The following is a 17,510-nucleotide window of genomic DNA, read 5'->3' as shown; positions in this document are numbered from 1 at the left end:
TAGTGATCAGGCGGCGAGGAGCCTTGCTTCTTCACGAATGCGCTTGACCATGGAGCGCAGGCCATTGGCACGCTGTGAGGAAAGATGCTCCACCAGCCCGATCTTGTCGAACACCTCGATGGCATCGAGACCGGCGATTTCGGAGGCCTTTTTACCGGAATAGACGGCAAGGACGATGGCAACGAGACCGCGCACGATATGCGCGTCGGAATCGCCTTCGAAGGTCATGAGAGGGTCTTCCGCACCATCGCTATGGCTGACCAGCCAGACCTGGCTGGCGCAACCCTGCACCTTGTTTTCAGCGCTGCGCTTGTCCTCCGGCAGATCGGGCAGCGCCTTGCCGAGTTCGATGACGTAACGATAGCGATCCTCCCAGTCGTCGAGGAAGGCGAAGTCATCAAGGATCGTTTCGAGAGAGGCCATTTGCGCGCCGTATCGTCCATTATTGCATGTCTTTGCTACGATATAGGGCAAGTGTGACCGGTTTTGAACCGGGCAGGCCATGAAAAAGCCCACGGAAAACAGGTTTCCGTGGGCAAGTTTGGCAGGCAGTCACGCAGACGGACATATCCGGCTGCAGAGAAGGGGCGGCGCGGCGATGCGCGACCGGCAAATAATCAGGGGGCAGGGCGCTTCTGCGGCAGGGGAATGACGGTGCCGGTCTTCAGCATGTCGGTATTCCCAGGGAATTCGACGCTGATGGCAGGCGCTTCGGCCAGTTTTTCAGTCTCGGCAGCCACTTCAGCGGCGGGCGCGGTCTTGTCACCGGCGGCAAGCTGCGCGTCGAGCAGTTCATAGGCAACCTTGGCGCCTTCCTTTGCCCGCTCACCGAGCGCATGGAAGGTTTCGGCGCCCTTGACGCAGACGTCGGGCTTTTCAATGCAGATGGCGCTGACATAACGATAGGCCTCGCCGGCGGCCGAAACGGCGCTGGGAAGATCGAATGCCGAAGGTTCCTTGGTGGGGTCGTTGTAGCTACCGAAATAGGACAGCGCCACCAGCACCAGCGAAAACCAGAATGTTCCTTTGATCAGAAACCACATTGTCAGACACCCTGCCAGATGATCTTTGTTTTGAAGCCCCGCCCGGTTTCGGGTCATTGGCCTTTGTCCCGTTTTTCGGGCTTGGGGAGAAGCTACAGGCGACCGGCGAACAGCCAATTGCAAAAAGCGGCGCAATTTAATTCAAATTGTATCTATTCTCCTCGCATCGGGACGCCTGCCATCAATTCATTCGCATTTTAACAGTCCATGTTAAGCATAATTGCGACAGAGGCCGCGCGTTCCGGGGCAAAGAAGCGGCATGCATTGCCACAAAGGTTAACGCGATGGCAAAAATGAAGCGAAATCCGTCGCTTACCCGTCATTAACCATGATTGGCAAAGCTTCGAATAAATGCCCCGTAATGGGACTGCGGCGCATTTGAAGGCCGTTTGCGACCATTCTTTTTATCCATTCCTTAAGCCGCCACCTTCTATTGTCGGGACCATAAGATCCGCCTCAGGGATTCGGTATTGGTATTGCGTAATATGAGAGAAAAAGCGGTCGCACTGGTCGACCATGCAGCGGGCAGATGGCTTGCGCGCATGGAAGAGGACGCCGAAAGGCGCGCCGGAACCGTTGCGCGCCTGCGCCGGCTGATTGCCTTCGGTGCCGTCGGCCTTCTGGTTGTGCCCGCCCTCTTCAGCCTCGTCTTCAGCCCCGCCATCGCGCTGCCCATCGGCGCAGCCCTGGTGCTGGCGCTGTTTCTGTCCGCCGCCGCCCTGTCGATTGCTTTTTCCCGGCCGCTGCGTGGTGCAGCATCCTTCTCCGCTCCTGCGGCTGATGACGACCTTGTCGCAGCGTCGCAGGTGCCGGGCCTCGTGCTCACCATCAATGAAATCGGCCTCGTCGAACGGGTCTCCGGTCGTGACCGTGAGAAATTTCCGGTCGAGCTTCAGGCCTGCAAGGACCATGTCTTTGCCGAATATGTTTATGTCTCCGATCGTATCGAGCTGATGCAGGCCTTTGATCTTCTGCGGCAGGGCGAGGACAAGGCCAGCGCCGAGCTTCGGTTCGAGAGCGGCGCGAAATCGCGCCCGGCGCAGTTCATGCATGCCCGTATCGAGATGACGGCGATCCGCAGCACGTCCGGCCGGCTTCGCCGCGTCGTCGCCCAGCTTTCCGATGTCACCGAGATGGAACTGCTGCGCCGCGATGTCGCCCGCAAGGCGGCAGAGGCCGAATCGGCCAATGACGCCAAGTCACGTTTCCTTGCCGCCGTCAGCCACGAGCTGCGCACGCCGCTCAACGCCGTCCTCGGTTTTTCCGATATTCTGGCCGGTGAATATTTCGGCCGGCTGGAAAATGATCGTCAGCGTGAATATGTCGGCTTGATCCGCCAGTCCGGCGCGCATCTCCTGTCGGTCGTCAACACCATGCTTGATATGAGCAAGCTGGAAGCCGGCCGCTACGAGCTGCTGATGGAAAGCTTCCCGATTGCCGAAACCATCTCCTCCTGCGAGGCGATGCTTGGCCTGCAGGCAAAGGAAAAAGGCCTGACTTTGACGAGCCGCATCCAGCGCGGCATCGGCGAAATCTCGGCCGACCAGCGCGCCATCCGCCAGGTTCTCATCAATCTGGCCGGCAATGCCATAAAATTCACCGACGCGGGTGGTGTTGTGTCGATCGACGCCGCGCGTGAAGGCAAGATGCTGAAACTGACGGTCAGCGATACCGGCATCGGCATCGCTTCCGACAAGATTGACCTGCTGGGCCAGCCGTTCATGCAGGTTCAGAATGAATATACCCGTCGCTATGAGGGCACGGGTCTTGGACTGTCCCTGGTCAAGGGGCTGGTGGCACTGCATGGCGGCACCTTCGTCATCGCCAGCCAGCCCGGCGAGGGGACGGTCGTAACGATCATGCTGCCTGCCGACGGCTCCGGCATGGCGGGTGGCGAAGACGCTGAAACTGAACGCATGGTGGAATTTCCGCCGCGCATCCGGCAACTCGGCGAAATGGCTGCGATTATGAAGAAGGATGGTGACGATGGCCCCGCGAAAGCGAAAATCGCCTAAGAAAACAACGGCCCAGATTGGCGCCGGGTTTGTTTCCTTGGTGGTTGCGGCCATCGGGCGCGAAGTCCTGCGCCATCCGAAACTGGTTGGCGGCTGCGGTGCTTTCGCGGTCGTCTTCGGCTTTGTCGCGGCTAATGCGCTCTGGTACCAGCCGGGCATTCACCCGTCTCCCTTCCTGCGCACGCGTGATGCGGAAAACCCGAACGGCATCGCCGGTTATCGCCCGGCAGAGCCGCTCGGCACCCACGGCAACGTCACCACCTTTCGCATAGAGCGGCCGGACGAGACGGAAGCGACGCAGTCACCCGCCGCCGAGACCGCGGCGCTGCCGCCAGTGGAAAGCCAGAAGCCGCAGCAGATCGTTGCCGATATCCAAGGCGAACTCAAAAAACGCGGGCTCTACGAGGGCGACGCGGATGGCCGCATGGGGCCGAAGACCGCCGCCGCCATCATGTTCTTCGAAGAAACGCTCGGCATGGAACAGACCGGCGAGCCGACGACCCGGGTGCTGGCCGCCCTCAGGATCGACGGCGCCACCGTTGCGGCAATTCCAAAGGACCGGCCGTCCGACGCCAACACCGGCGGCGGAGTGGAAATCGATCCTGTCGCCGCCGCCATCCGCAAGGCGGAGAAGCCGCAGGTCAAGGCCGAACCCGCCTCCCTCAACAGCGCGACCGCTGGCGCAAAAACGGCCAGCAGCGCGCTGATCGCCAAGATCCAGCAGGGGCTGATCAACATCGCCTATGCCGACGTGAAGGTGGACGGCGTGGCCGGCCAGCAGACCCGCAACGCCATCCGCGCTTTTGAAAAACACTATCGGCTGCCGGAAACCGGCGAACCGAGCGAAGTGGTGCTGAAGAAACTGAAGTCGATCGGGGCGATTTAGATCAGGCTTTCGTGGAATTTCTAGTGATGGCAGACCGGGGTGCGCGTGGCTTACCCCCCTCTGTCCTGCCGGACATCTCCCCCACAAGGGGGGAGATCGACCTGCGGCGAGGTTTCGCCCATATCGAGGTTGAGGATGGAGTGACGACAGTGCTTCTTGCCGATCTCCCTCCTTGTGGGGGAGATGCCCGGCAGGGCAGAGGGGGGTAAACCCGCGCAACTTCGGCCCGCCATCAACGAACCCACCGCCAGAACACAACATTGAGAGCAAGCCCCAACCTCTCGCGAAAGCACCGCCAATGCGCCTCAAATCCGAAATCTTCGTCTCCGCCCTCATTCGCCGCGTTTTCGCCGCCGGCGGATTTGCGGCCGTCGAAAAGAAGGGTGCGGAGGAGGCTGGTGCGATCTTCATCCGCCAGCGTCTGCGCGATGGTCGTGAAAATCTCTATGGACCGGCGCCGCAAAGTTTTGCCGAGGACGAGGAAATCCGCGCCGAGCGCCGTTTTGAAACGCGTCTTGCCGGTGCGGAGGGTGAGGAAAGCGCCGCTCTTTTGGAAAAGGAACGGCGCTTCGACAGCGATCTGTGGATCGTGGAGATCGAGACGGATGAGATCGGCACGCTCTTGACGCTGGTGGATCAGCCGCCGGCTTAGACGGCCAAAGGCCGTTTACTCCCTCACGTCCCGGTTTTGCGGGGAACGACGGTAATACGGCTCGGCCGCTCGCGGCCATGGGTATAGCTATCGGCCCTGCGCCAGCTTTCCACCCGCTCTTCGGACTCGACGATGTCGAGACGGTCGAGCAGGGCCTCGGCGCGGCTCATGTCACCTTCTGCGGCGGCAAGGTGCGGATAAAAGCACTGCAAGACGAAAGCGGCTTCGGAAAACTCCATGCCAAGCCCGGTGAGCGTGGTCGCAAGCTGCGCGCCGGAAATATCAAGCATGATACGTTCCGACAGCCAGTAACTGGATGACAGCGAATCCGCCAGCGCCACCGCGAACTGCCGGGCGTTACGCTCGCGGGCGAAACGCACGAGCAGCGCTTCCTGCACTTCGCTCAGGCGGCGCAGACCAAGCACGTCCCCTTCGGGGCGGTTGAGGTGGCGGGCCATCTGCTTGATCCGCTGACGCATTTCTTCTTCGAGCGCGGATACGGCATCAATTTTCGTGGTGATCTCTGGGGTGGCCACGTCCGCCACTTCCGGTTCGACGGGGGGGGGCACCAACTGCGGTTCGGCGGCAATCGTCGGCTCATCCGGCCGCTTCAGATCTTCGGCATGCCGCAGGCCAACCAGCGCGTCGATGACGGTGGGGGAGAGGTCTTCGCGGCGCACGATGGCGCGGGCATGCGCGGCACCCTGCGTGCGCGCAATGGTGATCAGCGTTTCGTCGGTGAGGCACTTCGACGCGATAAGGAAGGGCGCCGCAAGCGAAATCGGCTGGCAGGCGATGAAGAAGGCGACGGCCGAAGGCACGCTCGGATGCTGCGACAGGGCGGCAATCGCTTCCCGCTTGGCTTCTTCGGTGGAGGCGTTGAAAAGCGGCATGAAAAGTTCGGCAAACTGCCGAAGGTCCGTTTTTGACGGATGGGAAACATTCTCGAAATTCGTCACCGTGGCCATAAGCACCACATCTTTCTTCCTCACGGCTCTTGGCCTCTCAAGTTCTCGAAACCGGTCGGTCAACGCACTACCCAACAAACGCAAACACAATATCGGCTCAAATTAGAGCAAATCCGTTGACGTCCTGTTAACTATGGGGGGTGGCAAGGGATATTCTGCCTCTATCAACAAGGAAATTTTAAAACCTTCATGACGGAAAAAATGTCATGGAACTTTGCCGCATCGCCTTTGTTTTCAACGGGTGCAGCCCTGTCGGCGATAAATTGCCGTCCAGCGATTAGGGTTAACGGATCATTAACCTCTGTCTGTTTGTAATTTCGTGGGCAGTATTAGGATTCCATGTTATTCTGAAGTTCGGAATAAAAGCCAAAATGGCGGCGAAATGCCTGAATGTCCGCATAGTCCCGCGCTAAAACCTTCTGCGGTTTTAGGGACATGCGAAAACCAGCCTGTGGGCTGGATTATGCGCAATGTGATGGTGATGAAATTCCCGACGCAAGACGAGGCTTGCGCGGTTCCCATAGGCAACATTGACTCCCGAAGAGGAGAGAAGCATGGCAGACATTATTCCAATTGGCGACGCACGACGAAGCCTGCGTCCCGCCGGCATTGCAGCCAGGGTGATCGGCCCCGCAAAGGTGGTGCTGTTTACCGGCGTGCGTTATGAAAAGCGCGAAACCGAGCCCGCGGGCAAGGTCGTGCGCAAGGGCAAATCCGCACCGGAAACTGCTCTGAAATCCTGATTATATGTAAAAGACCGGCGTTATTTCCACGGCGTCGGCTGGCATTTCGCTTCGTTCAGGAAACGCTCTGCCTCTTCTCCGAAACTTGGCTGCGGCACCAGGGTCCGCAACACCACATATCCTTCCGTCTGATCCGATTCCGCCAGAATGGCCTGTGAGAGCGATGGCGGCTGCGCCTTGCGGATAGCGGCGATCTGCACCGCATCGGCAACCAGAATATCCATCAACCCGCCGGCAGACGTGCGGTCGTTCATGCTGAACACCTCGTTCGAGGCCTTGTCGTAAACCGCGACCGACCAGAAGGGCACAACGCCGACGGCGGTGAGCCGGACGGGCTTTTCCTCAATATTGAACGTGCAGACCGCGACCCGCATGAAGGGATCGCCGCTGGCCAGCGTCTTTTTCTCCGTCGTCTCTTCGAGCAGATGAAACAGATGCGGCTTTCCTTCCGCAACGGCGCGGGTATAGGCATCGCGATTGCTGAAATGCGGTATCGCCAGAAGAATGATGACGTGCAGCACGGCGGCGGCGACAAGGCCGGTGAGGATGGCGAGCAGGACCCTAAGCATTGCCACACCCCAGCTTGCGGATCTGCGGCATGGCGATGTCGATCAGGCCGGAACTGCCGGCAACCGGCGTGTCGAGCAGCGTCATGACCAGCTTGAATGTCTGGCCCTGCGGCACCGCCAGCCAATTATAGGTCTGGGCGTCGGGGGCGATGGTGATGTCGATGCCGCCATCGGCGCTGCGCAGAAGCGTGCGGGAATTCAGCGCAAACGGCCGTCCGGCATCTTCCGCCAGCACATTGCCCTGCTGATCGGCGGTATAAAGCGTCCAGAATCGCGAAGGCGGCACGGCGCCGGCCAGCCGGTAACGGCATTCACCGCTGAGCCGCTGGCCATCGCTGTCGACGGAGGCGGTAAAGGCCAACCCCTCGGTCGTGCCATAAAGCAGCCTGCCGGCATCGGCACGGTGCGATTTGGCGTAAGGGTCGGCCTCGATCGTCTGCGCTTCGGGAAACGCATCCCAGGAACCAATGCGGATCGATCCGAAACCGGATGTCGCCTCAAGCGCCGCCAGTGTCACGGCAATACCGCCGCCAAAGGCGATCAGAAGGGCAATGCCGACAAGGAATGGAACTCGGAACACGCTGTTTTCCCGTTTTTGAACAGGTCGAGGACTATCACTGATTCCCCGTTTGGAAAATGGTGCCCTTTGTTTAGTCTTTGTGAAAATGAGTGGAATTGCGAATTCCGGTTCTCACGCGCCCATGACCAGCTTGAAGGCGATGGCCCACATGGTGACCGCGATGACGCCTTCGAGAATGCGCCAGGCGGAGGGTTTCTCGAAGATCGGCCGCAGCCAGCGCGCGCCATAACCCAGCGAAAAGAAGAACAGCACCGAGCCGGTGGCCGCACCTGCCGCAAAGGTCTTTTCGAAGCCGGGAAATTGCGTCGAGATGGTGCCGAGCAGCACGACGGTATCGAGATAGACATGCGGATTGAGGAAGGTGAGCGCCAGACAAATGGCCAGCGTCTGCCACAGGCTCGCCTCCTGCCGCTCGGCCACCGACAGCGCTTCGGAAGATCGCAGCGCCGAATGCAGGCTTTTGGCGCCATACCAGATGAGGAAGGCAGCCCCGGCATAACGCATGATGGGATCGAGCGCCGGCATGACGGCGCTGATCCGCTGAAACCCGAAAACGCCAACCGTGATCAGCAGCGCATCGGCAATGGCGCAGGTGGCGCAGACCGCAAACACATGCGAGCGCGCCAACCCCTGCTTCAGCACGAAAGCATTCTGCGCGCCGATGGCAACGATGAGGCTGAGGCCCATCGTCAGGCCGGTGAAGAAGATTTGGATGTCCATGCGTGTCGCGGCCCCTGCCTCTTTCCATGTGTAATGGCCGAAGGCGCTGCTTTCGGACCGACTGCTTGGATATTTGGGTGGAATGGTTTAATCCAGTTAAATAAACTCAATCCAGATAAGTCTGGCTAATGCGCTACACGTTATTCAACGGACAGATCTCATGAGCGGTCTTCTCACCTCCATCCTCATTCCTGTGCTCGTCACAGGAATCCAGCCGACGTGCGTCTGCACGGCGAGGGAGTCCTTCCAGCCCAACGGCTTGGGGTGGCTGGATTCCCGTGACAAACACAGGAATGAGGGCGGGGATGACCAGCGCCGATGGTTGAAGTCCTCATATGCGCTGTGTCAAAATCAGCCTTCACATCGAGTATCGTAATGCTCGATTACCCTTCCATGCGCGCCGTGGCGCTCGTTGCCCAGACCGGCAGTTTCGAAAAGGCGGCGCAGGTGCTGTGTGTGACGCCTTCGGCCGTCTCGCAGCGCATCAAACAGCTGGAGGAGCGGCTGGGCGTGGTGCTGATCGTGCGTGGCAACCCTTGCGTGGCGACGGAAAAGGGCGAGTGGCTCTGCCGTCATATGGACCATGTCGGCATGCTGGAAAGTGAATTGTTCCGCCAGCTGCCGGCATTGGCGGAAGCGGGATCGGGGCAGGAGCGCGTGACGCTCAACATCGCCACCAATGCCGATAGCCTCGGCACCTGGTTTCTGGATGCGGTTTCGAAATTCACCGGCAGCAACGATTATCTCGTCAATATCGCGGTGGATGATCAGGATCACACGGTGGAATGGCTGCGCGGGGGCAGGGTGCTTGCCGCCGTCACCGCCCATGCCAAGCCCGTGCAGGGTTGCCGCGTCACACCCCTCGGTGTGCTCAGATACCACGCGACCGCCAGCCCGGATTTCATGACCCGCCATTTCGCCGATGGCGTCACGCCCGCAGCCCTTGCCCGCGCCCCGGGCCTGACCTTCAACCAGAAGGACAGGCTGCAGGCGAGCTGGATCAGGCAGGCGCTGGGAGAAGACGTCTCCTATCCCACCCACTGGCTGCCCTCTACCGATGGTTTCGTGAAGGCAAGCCTTGCGGGCATGGGCTGGGGGCTTAATCCGGTGCAACTGGTGGCGGAGCATTTGAGGGGAGGCCGGCTCGTGGAGGTCGTTCCCGGCACGCCGCTCGATATTCCGCTTTACTGGCAGGTCAATCGTCTGGCCGCCGACCGTTTGGGCGCGCTGACATCGCATATGGTGGAGACGGCGAGGGCGGGGTTGTTGCGGTGAGCTGCGGTGTGGAAAAACGGTAACGACGGAGTACGAGGCTCACCCCCCTCTGCCCTGCCGGGCATCTCCCCCTCAAGGGGAGAGATCGATCTGCGGCAAGGTTCCGCCCATCTCAACGTTTGAGAATGAACTGGCGGTAGCGCCTCCTGCTGATCTCCCTCCTTGTGGGGGAGATGTCCGGCAGGACAGAGGGGGGTAAGCCACACACTCCAACAGAAATCTTCAGGCAATGCGCCAGACGTCACCGCCGCGTCGCATCCTCCGCGCCGTCCCGCAGCGACGCATCCGCCACCTTCTGCGTCGTCACGCTCAACGCTGAAGCATCCTTCATCTTCTTGGCGATGGAGCGGATGACGCGTGTCGCCTCTGCTGAAAGCGAACGTGGGCGAGTGAGTGCCGGCATGGCCGGTGTGCTGGCGGATGCGGATGCGACTTCTGCCGAGGGTTGCGGGCGCGCGCCCGTCGGCAGCGGGTTCTGGATGCCGGGGATCGGGCGCAGTTCCATGCCCTGATGGGCGTAGTCCATCAGCCGTTTGTAGGTCATGGCGGGAAGCGCGCCGCCGGTCATGTTGTTCATCGGCGTGAACTCGTCATTGCCGAACCAGACGGCGGTCGTATAGTTGCCGGTAAAGCCCACATACCAGGCGTCGCGATAGGCCTGCGACGTGCCGGTCTTGCCGCCGGAGACGATGCCGTTATCCAGCGCGCCGCGCCGCGCCGTGCCCATCACCGGAATGGTCACCAGCATCTGGTTCATCTTCGAATTGGCGTCTTCGGAAAGCACCCGCTTGGCGGGCGGCTCGTCATGGCTGAAATCGTAGAGAACATTGCCCTCATAATCCATCACCTGCTCGATGCCGTGGCGGCGCGACTGCATGCCATCGGCCGGGAACACGGCATAGGCGGTGGCCTGATCGAGAACGGTGACTTCCGAAGTGCCGAGCGGAATGGTCTTGTCGCTGCGCAGTGGCGTGGCCACGCCCATGGCCTTGGCGGTATCGACAATCACCTGCGTGCCGAGCACATCCTTGGCGAGGCGCACAGGCACGGTATTGTAGGATTTGGCGAGCGCCATCTGCAGCGTCACCTTGCCGGCATAAGAACGGCCGTAATTCTGCGGCGACCAGCCGCGCCATGTCACCGGTGCGTCAGAAATCAGCGTTTCCGGCTTCATGCCCTTTTCCATGGCGGCCGAGTAGGTATAGACCTTGAAGGAGGAGCCCGGCTGGCGAAGGGCTGCGGTGGCGCGGTTGAACTGGCTTTCGCCATAGTCACGGCCGCCGACCATGGCGCGCACGCCGCCGCCGTTTTCAATCATCACCATTGCGCCCTGCTTGACGCGGTAACCCTCGCCATATTCACGCAGCTCCATTTCCATCGCCTGTTCAGCCGCCTGCTGCAGGCCGGTATCGATGGTGGTGCGCACGACGACGGTGTGGTCCTTGAACTTGCCTTCGGCGGCCAGCCGCTGCACCTCGTCGAAGGCCCAGTCGAGGAAATAATCCGGGGCCTTCACATCGGCGCGGTCGATGACGGTGGCCGGGTTGCGCCGCGCGCCGATCACCTGGCCCTCGGTCATCAGCCCGCTCTGCACCAGGTTGGAAAGCACGGTATTGGCGCGGGCGCGCGCCGCCGGCAGGTTGACATGCGGCGCATATTTGGCCGGCGCCTTGAACAGGCCGGCCAGAATGGCGGATTCCGAAAGCGTCACATCGGTCAGGTTCTTGCCGAAATAAAACTGCGCCGCCGCAGCAGCACCAAAGGTGCCGCCGCCCATATAGGCGCGGTCGAGATAAAGGCTGAGGATTTCCTTCTTCGACATGTTGCTCTCAAGCCAGAGCGCGAGGAAGGCTTCCTTGATCTTGCGCTCCAGCGAGCGCTCATTGGTGAGAAACAGGTTCTTGGCGAGCTGCTGCGTCAGCGTCGAGCCGCCCTGCACCACACCGCCGGCGCGGGCATTTTCGCTCATGGCGCGGGCAAGGCCGATGAAATCGATGCCGAAATGATCGAAGAAACGCCGGTCTTCGGTCGCCAGAACCGCCTTGATGAAATGATCAGGCATCTGGTCGATCGGCACGCTGTCTTCATGGATGATGCCGCGATGGCCGATGGTGTTGCCGTAACGGTCAAGGAAGGTGACGGCGAAATCGCCGCGATAACGCCAGTCCTTCTTGGTCTCTTCGAAAGCGGGCATGGCCAGCGCCAGAAGCACGACTGCACCTGCGGTTCCGAAGGTCAGCGCATCACAGGTCAGGTTGACGACAAGTTTCTTCCAGCCGCGCACATGCAATTTGCGCGAGGCGATGGTGACGTCTTCCCAGAAATCCACCAGCCGCGCCGCAGCCGTCCACAGGCCGCTATCGATAAAGCTATCGATCCGGAGCAGGATATGCCGCTTTTTGCGGCCGTTTTTATCGTCTTTTTCTTCCTGCACCTGGCGATGTTTTCCTGTTCAACGCAACGCGGCCCGTCGATATGCCTGCCCGATATTCCCGCTCCAACCCATTCCCGACGCAAAAGCGTGGCATGGTTATGTCGGAATTGCTTGACGTGGCGACTTCTTGCGGGCCAATGACCCTCAGCCGCCGCCAATATGCTAAAATATCGTACAAACCAGCCCTTGGCGATACGATATAAAGGATTAGGGACCGGTTAAACACTCCCGTCCAAGAGATCAAAATGAAACGGAAATGTTAACGATGAATGACGCGCCGTTCTGGAAAACCAAATCGCTCACCGAGATGACCGGCGAGGAATGGGAAAGCCTGTGCGACGGCTGCGGCCTGTGCTGTCTCAACAAGCTGGAAGACTGGGACACCGGCGAAGTGGTGTTCACCTCGGTACGCTGTGTGCTGCTTGACGGTGAAAGCTGTCGATGCTCCGATTACGAAAACCGCCGCGCCACGGTGCCGGACTGTATCCAGCTTGACCTGAAGAAGGTGCATGAGATCGGCTGGCTGCCGCCCACCTGCGCCTATGCGCTGGTGCGTGACGGCAAGGATCTGTACTGGTGGCACTATCTCGTCTCCGGCGACACGGACACGGTGCATCAGGCCGGCATTTCGGCACGCGGCAGAACCGTCAGCGAGGCCGATGTGGATGTTGACGACTTCGAGGATTATGTGGTCGATTGGCCCCTGACAGTGGGTGAGAGGGCAGGCGAAAAGGAACGGACTTCACGGAAAGTGTGATTTTTCGTTTTGGTCCTATTCCTGCCCCATCAGTCACCTAAGGCATATCGCCCGAAAGTGTTTTGCGGTTTCGGGAAAACGATACGCCTCAAACAATGACCGCTCTCACCATTCAGGCAAATGATCCGCAAAATGCGGACGAGGGACATCAAAACGCATGCGCTACCGGCTGCCCGCCATCGTTCTTTCGTGCCTTGCCCTTCCGGGCTTCCTGCCGCTTTCCGCTTCCGCCCAGCAACAGCCGCAGGCGTTTGAATGCACGCTGGTCACCTCCATCGAGACGGGGGCGGTCATCAACCAGCAGGGCGCCTGCGACCAGCGCGTGGCCCCGGCCTCCACCTTCAAGGTGCCGCTGGCGCTGATCGGCTACGATGCCGGCATCCTTCAGGATGAGAAGTCGCCCGCCTGGGACTGGAAACCCGGCACGGAGGCCCGCGCTTCGGACCGCAAGACGGTTGATCCCACCATATGGGAGCAGGATTCGGTGCTGTGGTACTCACGCGAAGTCACCCGCCGTCTCGGCCCGGAAAAATTTGCCGCTTATGTGAAGCGTCTTGGTTATGGCAATGCCGATGTTTCCGGCGAACCGGGCAAGAATAACGGGCTGACCCATTCCTGGCTCGGTTCGTCGCTGACCATCTCACCGGTGGAGCAGGTCGGCTTCATCCGCCGTCTGCTGGCCGGCAACCTGCCTTTTTCCCGCGATGCGCAGGCAAAGACCCGGGCGATCGTGCCAACGTTCGATGCGCCGGAAAGCTGGGCAGTGCACGGCAAGACCGGGACCGGCTATATGCGTGATGAAAAGGGCAATCCCGACCGCAACCGTCCTTTCGGCTGGTTCGTCGGCTGGGCGGAGCGGGAAGGCCAGCACATCGTCTTCGCAAGGCTGCGCGTTTCCGACAAACCATCCAACGAACCGCTCGGCCCCGCCGTACGCGACGCCTTCCTGCGTGATATTCCGCGGCTGGCGGTGCACCGGTAAGAACGGCACGCCCGGAATGCCCTGGAAAAAAGGACATCAGGAAATGTCGAACGCCTCCCGCGATGTCATCGGGCTTTATACCGAACACGGCGCTGATTTCGACAGGGAGCGCGGCCGGTCCCTTGGCGAAAAACCATGGCTGGACAGGTTCATCTCGCTTTTGCCCGGCGGCGGTTCCATTCTCGATATCGGCTGCGGTTCCGGCGAACCGATTGCCGGCTATTTCATCACCAACGGCTATGACGTCACGGGCATCGACGCGTCCCTGCCGCTGATCGAACTTTGCCGCAGCCGGTTTCCGGAAAATCTCTGGGCGGTTACCGATATGCGCGAGCTGGCTCTCGGTCGCCGTTTTGACGGTTTGATCGCCTGGCACAGTTTTTTCCACCTGAAGCCCGTAGATCAACGCCTGATGTTCGGCATTTTCCGCCAGCACGCCAATGACGGTGCGGCCCTGATGTTTACGGCCGGGCCGGGACAGGGCGAAGCGATAGGCACGTTTCACGGCAAGCCGCTTTATCATGCCAGCCTTGCACGCGAAGATTATGAGAGCCTGCTCGCCGCAAATGGGTTCCGGCTTCTCGATCACACGGTCAATGACCCGCAATGTGGTGGGGCAACGGTTTATCTCGCCAGACGCGTAGCGGCCTGAGAGGCGAACGCGCGGTTACCGGACACAAAGGTAAACGACGGAAATCCCTGCTTTTATGGCTGGTGCCAGTGCTCACGATTGTGTGTTCAACAAAAAGCTTGCCCACACCTTGACCTTCCCATCATGGGAAGCCCTACATAGGGTCTCGAAAGGGGATTTCCCATGAACGAGACAGTCAGACACGCCCATTCGAACCAACCGGTTTCCATTCCCGTGGAAGGCATGACCTGCGCGTCATGCGTGCGGCGCGTGGAAACGGCCGCGGCCAAGGTGCCGGGCGTTGCCTCAAGCTCGGTGAACTTCGCCACGAAGAAGCTCACCGTCGAGCCCGCCGAGGGCTTTTCTGCCAGGACGCTCGGTGCCGCCATCAAGAAGGTCGGTTACAATATCGCACCGGACCGGCATGAATTTGCCGTCGAAGGCCTGCGCAACGATTCGGATGCCGGGCGGTTGAAAACCATTCTGGACGCCGTCGCCACCACCGTCGATGTGAAGGTGGACGCTGCTGCCGGCAAGGTGGCGGTGGAAACCATCGGTGGCCGGCGTGAGCGGGATGCGCTGGTGGAAACGGCAAAGCTCGCCGGCTTTGCGCTGACGACGCGCAAGCCGCACGATCATTCCGCCCATCAAGACTCCAACCAGCACCAAAGCCAACACCAAAGCCAGCACCATGGACATCATCAGGGCCACAGCCAGATGGCGATGGCCGGCGAAAGCGGCGGCCATGACCATATGCAACATGCCGGTGAGGAGGGCGCGCTGAAACGCGACCTGACGATTGCCGCCATCCTGACCGCACCGCTTTTCGTGCTGGAAATGGGCGGCCATCTCTATGAGCCGATGCATCACTGGCTGATGGGCATCATCGAGACGCAGAACCTCTATTACATCTATTTCGTGCTGGCGACGGCGGTGATTTTCGGGCCGGGCCTGCGCTTCCTCAAGACCGGTTTTCCCGCACTTTTGCGCGGCGCGCCGGAAATGAACTCGCTGGTGGCGCTGGGTGTCACGGCGGCCTATCTCTATTCGGTTGTTGCAACCTTCGCGCCCGATCTGCTGCCGGCAGAGGCGCAATTCGTCTACTACGAGGCGGCCACCGTTATCGTGACGCTGATCCTCACCGGGCGGCTTCTCGAAGCCCGCGCCAGCGGCCGTACGGGAGACGCCATCCGCAAGCTGATGAGCCTGCAGGCAAAGACCGCCCGGGTGGAGCGCGGCGGTGCGACCATCGATATTTCTCCTGACGATCTGGTGACGGGCGATATCGTCGTCATCCGTCCCGGCGAAAGGCTGGCGGTGGATGGCGAAGTCGTCGAAGGCTCGTCCTATGTCGATGAGTCCATGATATCGGGCGAACCCGTGCCGGTGGAAAAGACGGTCGGCGCAGCGGTCGTCGGCGGCACCATCAACAAGACCGGTGCCTTCAAGTTCAGGGCAACCAAGGTCGGCGCGGATACCATGCTGTCGCAGATCATCCGCATGGTGGAGGAGGCGCAAGGCTCCAAGCTGCCGATCCAACTGCTGGTCGACCGCGTCACCGCGCTGTTCGTGCCCGTTGTCATTGCGATTGCGGTGCTGACCTTCATCGTCTGGGCGATCTTCGGTCCTGAGCCCGCCTATACTTTCGCGCTGGTCAATGCGGTCGCGGTACTTATCATCGCCTGCCCCTGCGCCATGGGTCTCGCCACGCCGACCTCAATCATGGTCGGCACCGGCCGGGCAGCGGAGCTGGGTGTGCTGTTCCGCAAGGGGCAGGCCCTGCAGGAACTGCGCTCGGCTGAGATCGTCGTGGTCGACAAGACCGGCACTGTGACCAAGGGCCGCCCGGAACTGACCGATCTGGTGGTGGCGGAAGGGTTTGCCGATAACGAAGTGCTGGCGCTCGTCGCCGCCGTCGAGGGCCGTTCGGAACATCCGATTGCCGAAGCCATCGTCCGGGCTGCGGAAGAAAAGAAGGTTGCGACCCCTGCAGGACTAGAACCTGCGACCGTCGAGAACTTCGAAAGCGTCACGGGTTATGGCATCGCCGCCACCGTCAATGGCCGCAGGGTCGAAGTCGGCGCAGATCGGTTCATGGCCAAACTCGGCCATTCCGTGGAGATTTTCGCTGAAGCCGCCGCAAGGCTGGGTGACGAGGGCAAGACGCCGCTTTATGCCGCCATCGACGGCAGGCTGGCGGCTGCGATTGCCGTCGCCGATCCGCTGAAACCCTCGAGTGTCACTGCGATCAAAGCGTTGCAGGCGATGGGTATCGAAGTGGCGATGGTGACGGGCGACAATGAACGCACGGCCAACGCCATCGCCCGGCAGGTCGGCATCTCCCGCGTGGTGGCGGAAGTGCTGCCCGAAGGCAAGGTGAAGGCGATCCACGAAATGCGCGCCGGCGGCAAGGTGCTGGCCTTCGTTGGCGACGGCATCAATGACGCGCCGGCACTGGCCGAGGCCGATATCGGCATCGCCGTCGGCACGGGTACGGATGTCGCCATCGAAAGTGCCGATGTGGTGTTGGTTGGCGGTGATCTTCTGGGGGCGGTCAATGCCATCGAGATGAGCCGGGCGACCATGCGCAACATCAAGGAAAACCTGTTCTGGGCCTTCGGTTATAACGTGGCGCTGATACCGGTCGCGGCGGGCGTGCTTTATCCCGCCTTTGGCATCACGCTGTCGCCGATGATCGGCGCGGGCGCGATGGCTCTGTCCAGCGTCTTCGTTCTTGCCAATGCGCTGCGGTTGAAACGGGCGAAGGTCGCTCACAGGGAGGTGACGTCGTGAATATCGGCCAGGCATCGGAAGCATCGGGCGTTTCCGCCAAGATGATCCGTTATTACGAGCAGATCGGCCTCATCACCCCCGCCGCCCGCACCGGCAATAATTACCGGGTCTATGGCGAGCAGGACGTGCACAATCTGCGCTTCATCAAACGGGCGCGCACGCTCGGTTTCTCGCTGGAAGAAACCGAGACGCTGCTGAAACTCTGGCAGGACAAGAGCCGTGAGAGTTCGGCGGTGAAGGAGATCGCGCTCGTCCATATCGCCGATCTCGAGCAGAAGATCGCCGAGATGAAGAGCATGGTGAAGACGCTGTCCCATCTCGCCCATTGCTGCGGCGGCGATAACCGGCCCGATTGCCCCATCCTCGATGATCTCGCCGGCGCTGAAAAGAGCGTCGGCGAGCAGGTAAGAACCCACTGAACTGCAATGACAGCCGGCGCGACCATATCGCTACCGGTCAAAA

General features: G+C 60.7%; 17 protein-coding genes. 10 read left to right on the top strand and 7 right to left on the bottom strand.

Annotated features, from left to right (window positions below):
* Positions 1-6: 6 nt before the first annotated feature.
* Positions 7-423, bottom strand: a complete 417-nt coding sequence (locus M0412_RS08160) for a SufE family protein (RefSeq protein ID WP_269698463.1) — start codon at positions 421-423, stop codon at positions 7-9.
* 194 nt (positions 424-617) lie between these two features.
* Positions 618-1,043 (bottom strand): DUF5330 domain-containing protein, encoded by a 426-nt coding sequence (locus M0412_RS08155; RefSeq protein WP_269698462.1) that lies wholly within the window; start codon positions 1,041-1,043, stop codon positions 618-620.
* 485 nt (positions 1,044-1,528) lie between these two features.
* Here M0412_RS08155 and M0412_RS08150 point away from each other — a divergent pair, with 485 nt between their 5' ends.
* The 3 genes from M0412_RS08150 to M0412_RS08140 all read left to right on the top strand — a co-directional run bounded on the left by M0412_RS08150 (position 1,529) and on the right by M0412_RS08140 (position 4,596).
* Entirely contained in the window at positions 1,529-3,058 is a 1,530-nt protein-coding gene (locus tag M0412_RS08150) for a HAMP domain-containing sensor histidine kinase (RefSeq protein WP_269698461.1), read from the top strand.
* Positions 3,030-3,944 carry a peptidoglycan-binding protein gene (locus M0412_RS08145; protein WP_269698460.1) on the top strand — a complete coding sequence of 305 codons (915 nt, stop codon included), beginning with the start codon at positions 3,030-3,032 and terminating at the stop codon, positions 3,942-3,944. Before M0412_RS08150 ends, M0412_RS08145 begins: the two co-directional genes overlap by 29 nt.
* Before the next feature lie 298 nt (positions 3,945-4,242).
* On the top strand, positions 4,243-4,596 hold the full coding sequence (locus M0412_RS08140; protein ID WP_269698459.1) for a DUF1491 family protein: 354 nt from the start codon (positions 4,243-4,245) through the stop codon (positions 4,594-4,596).
* Positions 4,597-4,619: 23 nt separating this feature from the next.
* Here M0412_RS08140 and M0412_RS08135 read toward each other — a convergent pair whose 3' ends face one another.
* Positions 4,620-5,564: a DUF2336 domain-containing protein gene (locus M0412_RS08135; RefSeq protein WP_269698845.1), complete on the bottom strand. Its 945-nt coding sequence runs from the start codon at positions 5,562-5,564 to the stop codon at positions 4,620-4,622.
* Between the two features lie 554 nt (positions 5,565-6,118).
* Between M0412_RS08135 and M0412_RS08130 the strand changes: the two genes are divergently transcribed.
* Positions 6,119-6,307, top strand: coding sequence for a hypothetical protein (locus M0412_RS08130; RefSeq protein ID WP_142839370.1), 189 nt, complete (start codon positions 6,119-6,121; stop codon positions 6,305-6,307).
* A 20-nt stretch (positions 6,308-6,327) separates the two neighbouring features.
* Here the strand turns inward: M0412_RS08130 and M0412_RS08125 are convergent, their stop codons facing one another.
* From M0412_RS08125 to M0412_RS08115, 3 genes are all read right to left on the bottom strand, one after another.
* Entirely contained in the window at positions 6,328-6,876 is a 549-nt protein-coding gene (locus tag M0412_RS08125; protein WP_269698458.1) for a DUF1254 domain-containing protein, read from the bottom strand.
* Positions 6,869-7,456, bottom strand: a complete 588-nt coding sequence (locus tag M0412_RS08120) for a DUF1214 domain-containing protein (protein WP_142839372.1) — start codon at positions 7,454-7,456, stop codon at positions 6,869-6,871. Before M0412_RS08120 ends, M0412_RS08125 begins: the two co-directional genes overlap by 8 nt.
* Before the next feature lie 111 nt (positions 7,457-7,567).
* Complete coding sequence (locus tag M0412_RS08115) at positions 7,568-8,176, bottom strand: LysE/ArgO family amino acid transporter (protein WP_052817581.1); 609 nt, start codon at positions 8,174-8,176, stop codon at positions 7,568-7,570.
* A 375-nt stretch (positions 8,177-8,551) separates the two neighbouring features.
* Here M0412_RS08115 and M0412_RS08110 point away from each other — a divergent pair, with 375 nt between their 5' ends.
* The gene (locus M0412_RS08110) at positions 8,552-9,451 is read left to right on the top strand and encodes a LysR family transcriptional regulator ArgP (RefSeq protein WP_142839373.1); all 900 of its coding nucleotides are present in this window, start codon (positions 8,552-8,554) and stop codon (positions 9,449-9,451) included.
* Between the two features lie 241 nt (positions 9,452-9,692).
* Here M0412_RS08110 and M0412_RS08105 read toward each other — a convergent pair whose 3' ends face one another.
* Positions 9,693-11,885, bottom strand: coding sequence for a transglycosylase domain-containing protein (locus tag M0412_RS08105; protein WP_269698457.1), 2,193 nt, complete (start codon positions 11,883-11,885; stop codon positions 9,693-9,695).
* 265 nt (positions 11,886-12,150) lie between these two features.
* Between M0412_RS08105 and M0412_RS08100 the strand changes: the two genes are divergently transcribed.
* From M0412_RS08100 to cueR, 5 genes are all read left to right on the top strand, one after another.
* Positions 12,151-12,642 carry a YcgN family cysteine cluster protein gene (locus tag M0412_RS08100; protein WP_269698456.1) on the top strand — a complete coding sequence of 164 codons (492 nt, stop codon included), beginning with the start codon at positions 12,151-12,153 and terminating at the stop codon, positions 12,640-12,642.
* Between the two features lie 157 nt (positions 12,643-12,799).
* Entirely contained in the window at positions 12,800-13,624 is an 825-nt protein-coding gene (blaOXA, locus tag M0412_RS08095; protein ID WP_142839376.1) for a class D beta-lactamase, read from the top strand.
* Between the two features lie 43 nt (positions 13,625-13,667).
* Positions 13,668-14,276, top strand: coding sequence for a class I SAM-dependent methyltransferase (locus M0412_RS08090; RefSeq protein WP_269698455.1), 609 nt, complete (start codon positions 13,668-13,670; stop codon positions 14,274-14,276).
* 162 nt (positions 14,277-14,438) lie between these two features.
* Positions 14,439-17,048 carry a heavy metal translocating P-type ATPase gene (locus M0412_RS08085; RefSeq protein WP_269698454.1) on the top strand — a complete coding sequence of 870 codons (2,610 nt, stop codon included), beginning with the start codon at positions 14,439-14,441 and terminating at the stop codon, positions 17,046-17,048.
* Positions 17,045-17,467 (top strand): Cu(I)-responsive transcriptional regulator, encoded by a 423-nt coding sequence (gene cueR / locus M0412_RS08080; RefSeq protein ID WP_269698453.1) that lies wholly within the window; start codon positions 17,045-17,047, stop codon positions 17,465-17,467. Before M0412_RS08085 ends, cueR begins: the two co-directional genes overlap by 4 nt.
* The last annotated feature ends 43 nt before the right edge of the window (positions 17,468-17,510 follow it).

Origin of the sequence: Agrobacterium sp. O3.4 (assembly GCF_041414895.1) — a bacterium.
GTDB classification, from domain to species: domain Bacteria; phylum Pseudomonadota; class Alphaproteobacteria; order Rhizobiales; family Rhizobiaceae; genus Agrobacterium; species Agrobacterium cucumeris.
This window is presented reverse-complemented; position numbering and strand designations above follow the sequence as displayed.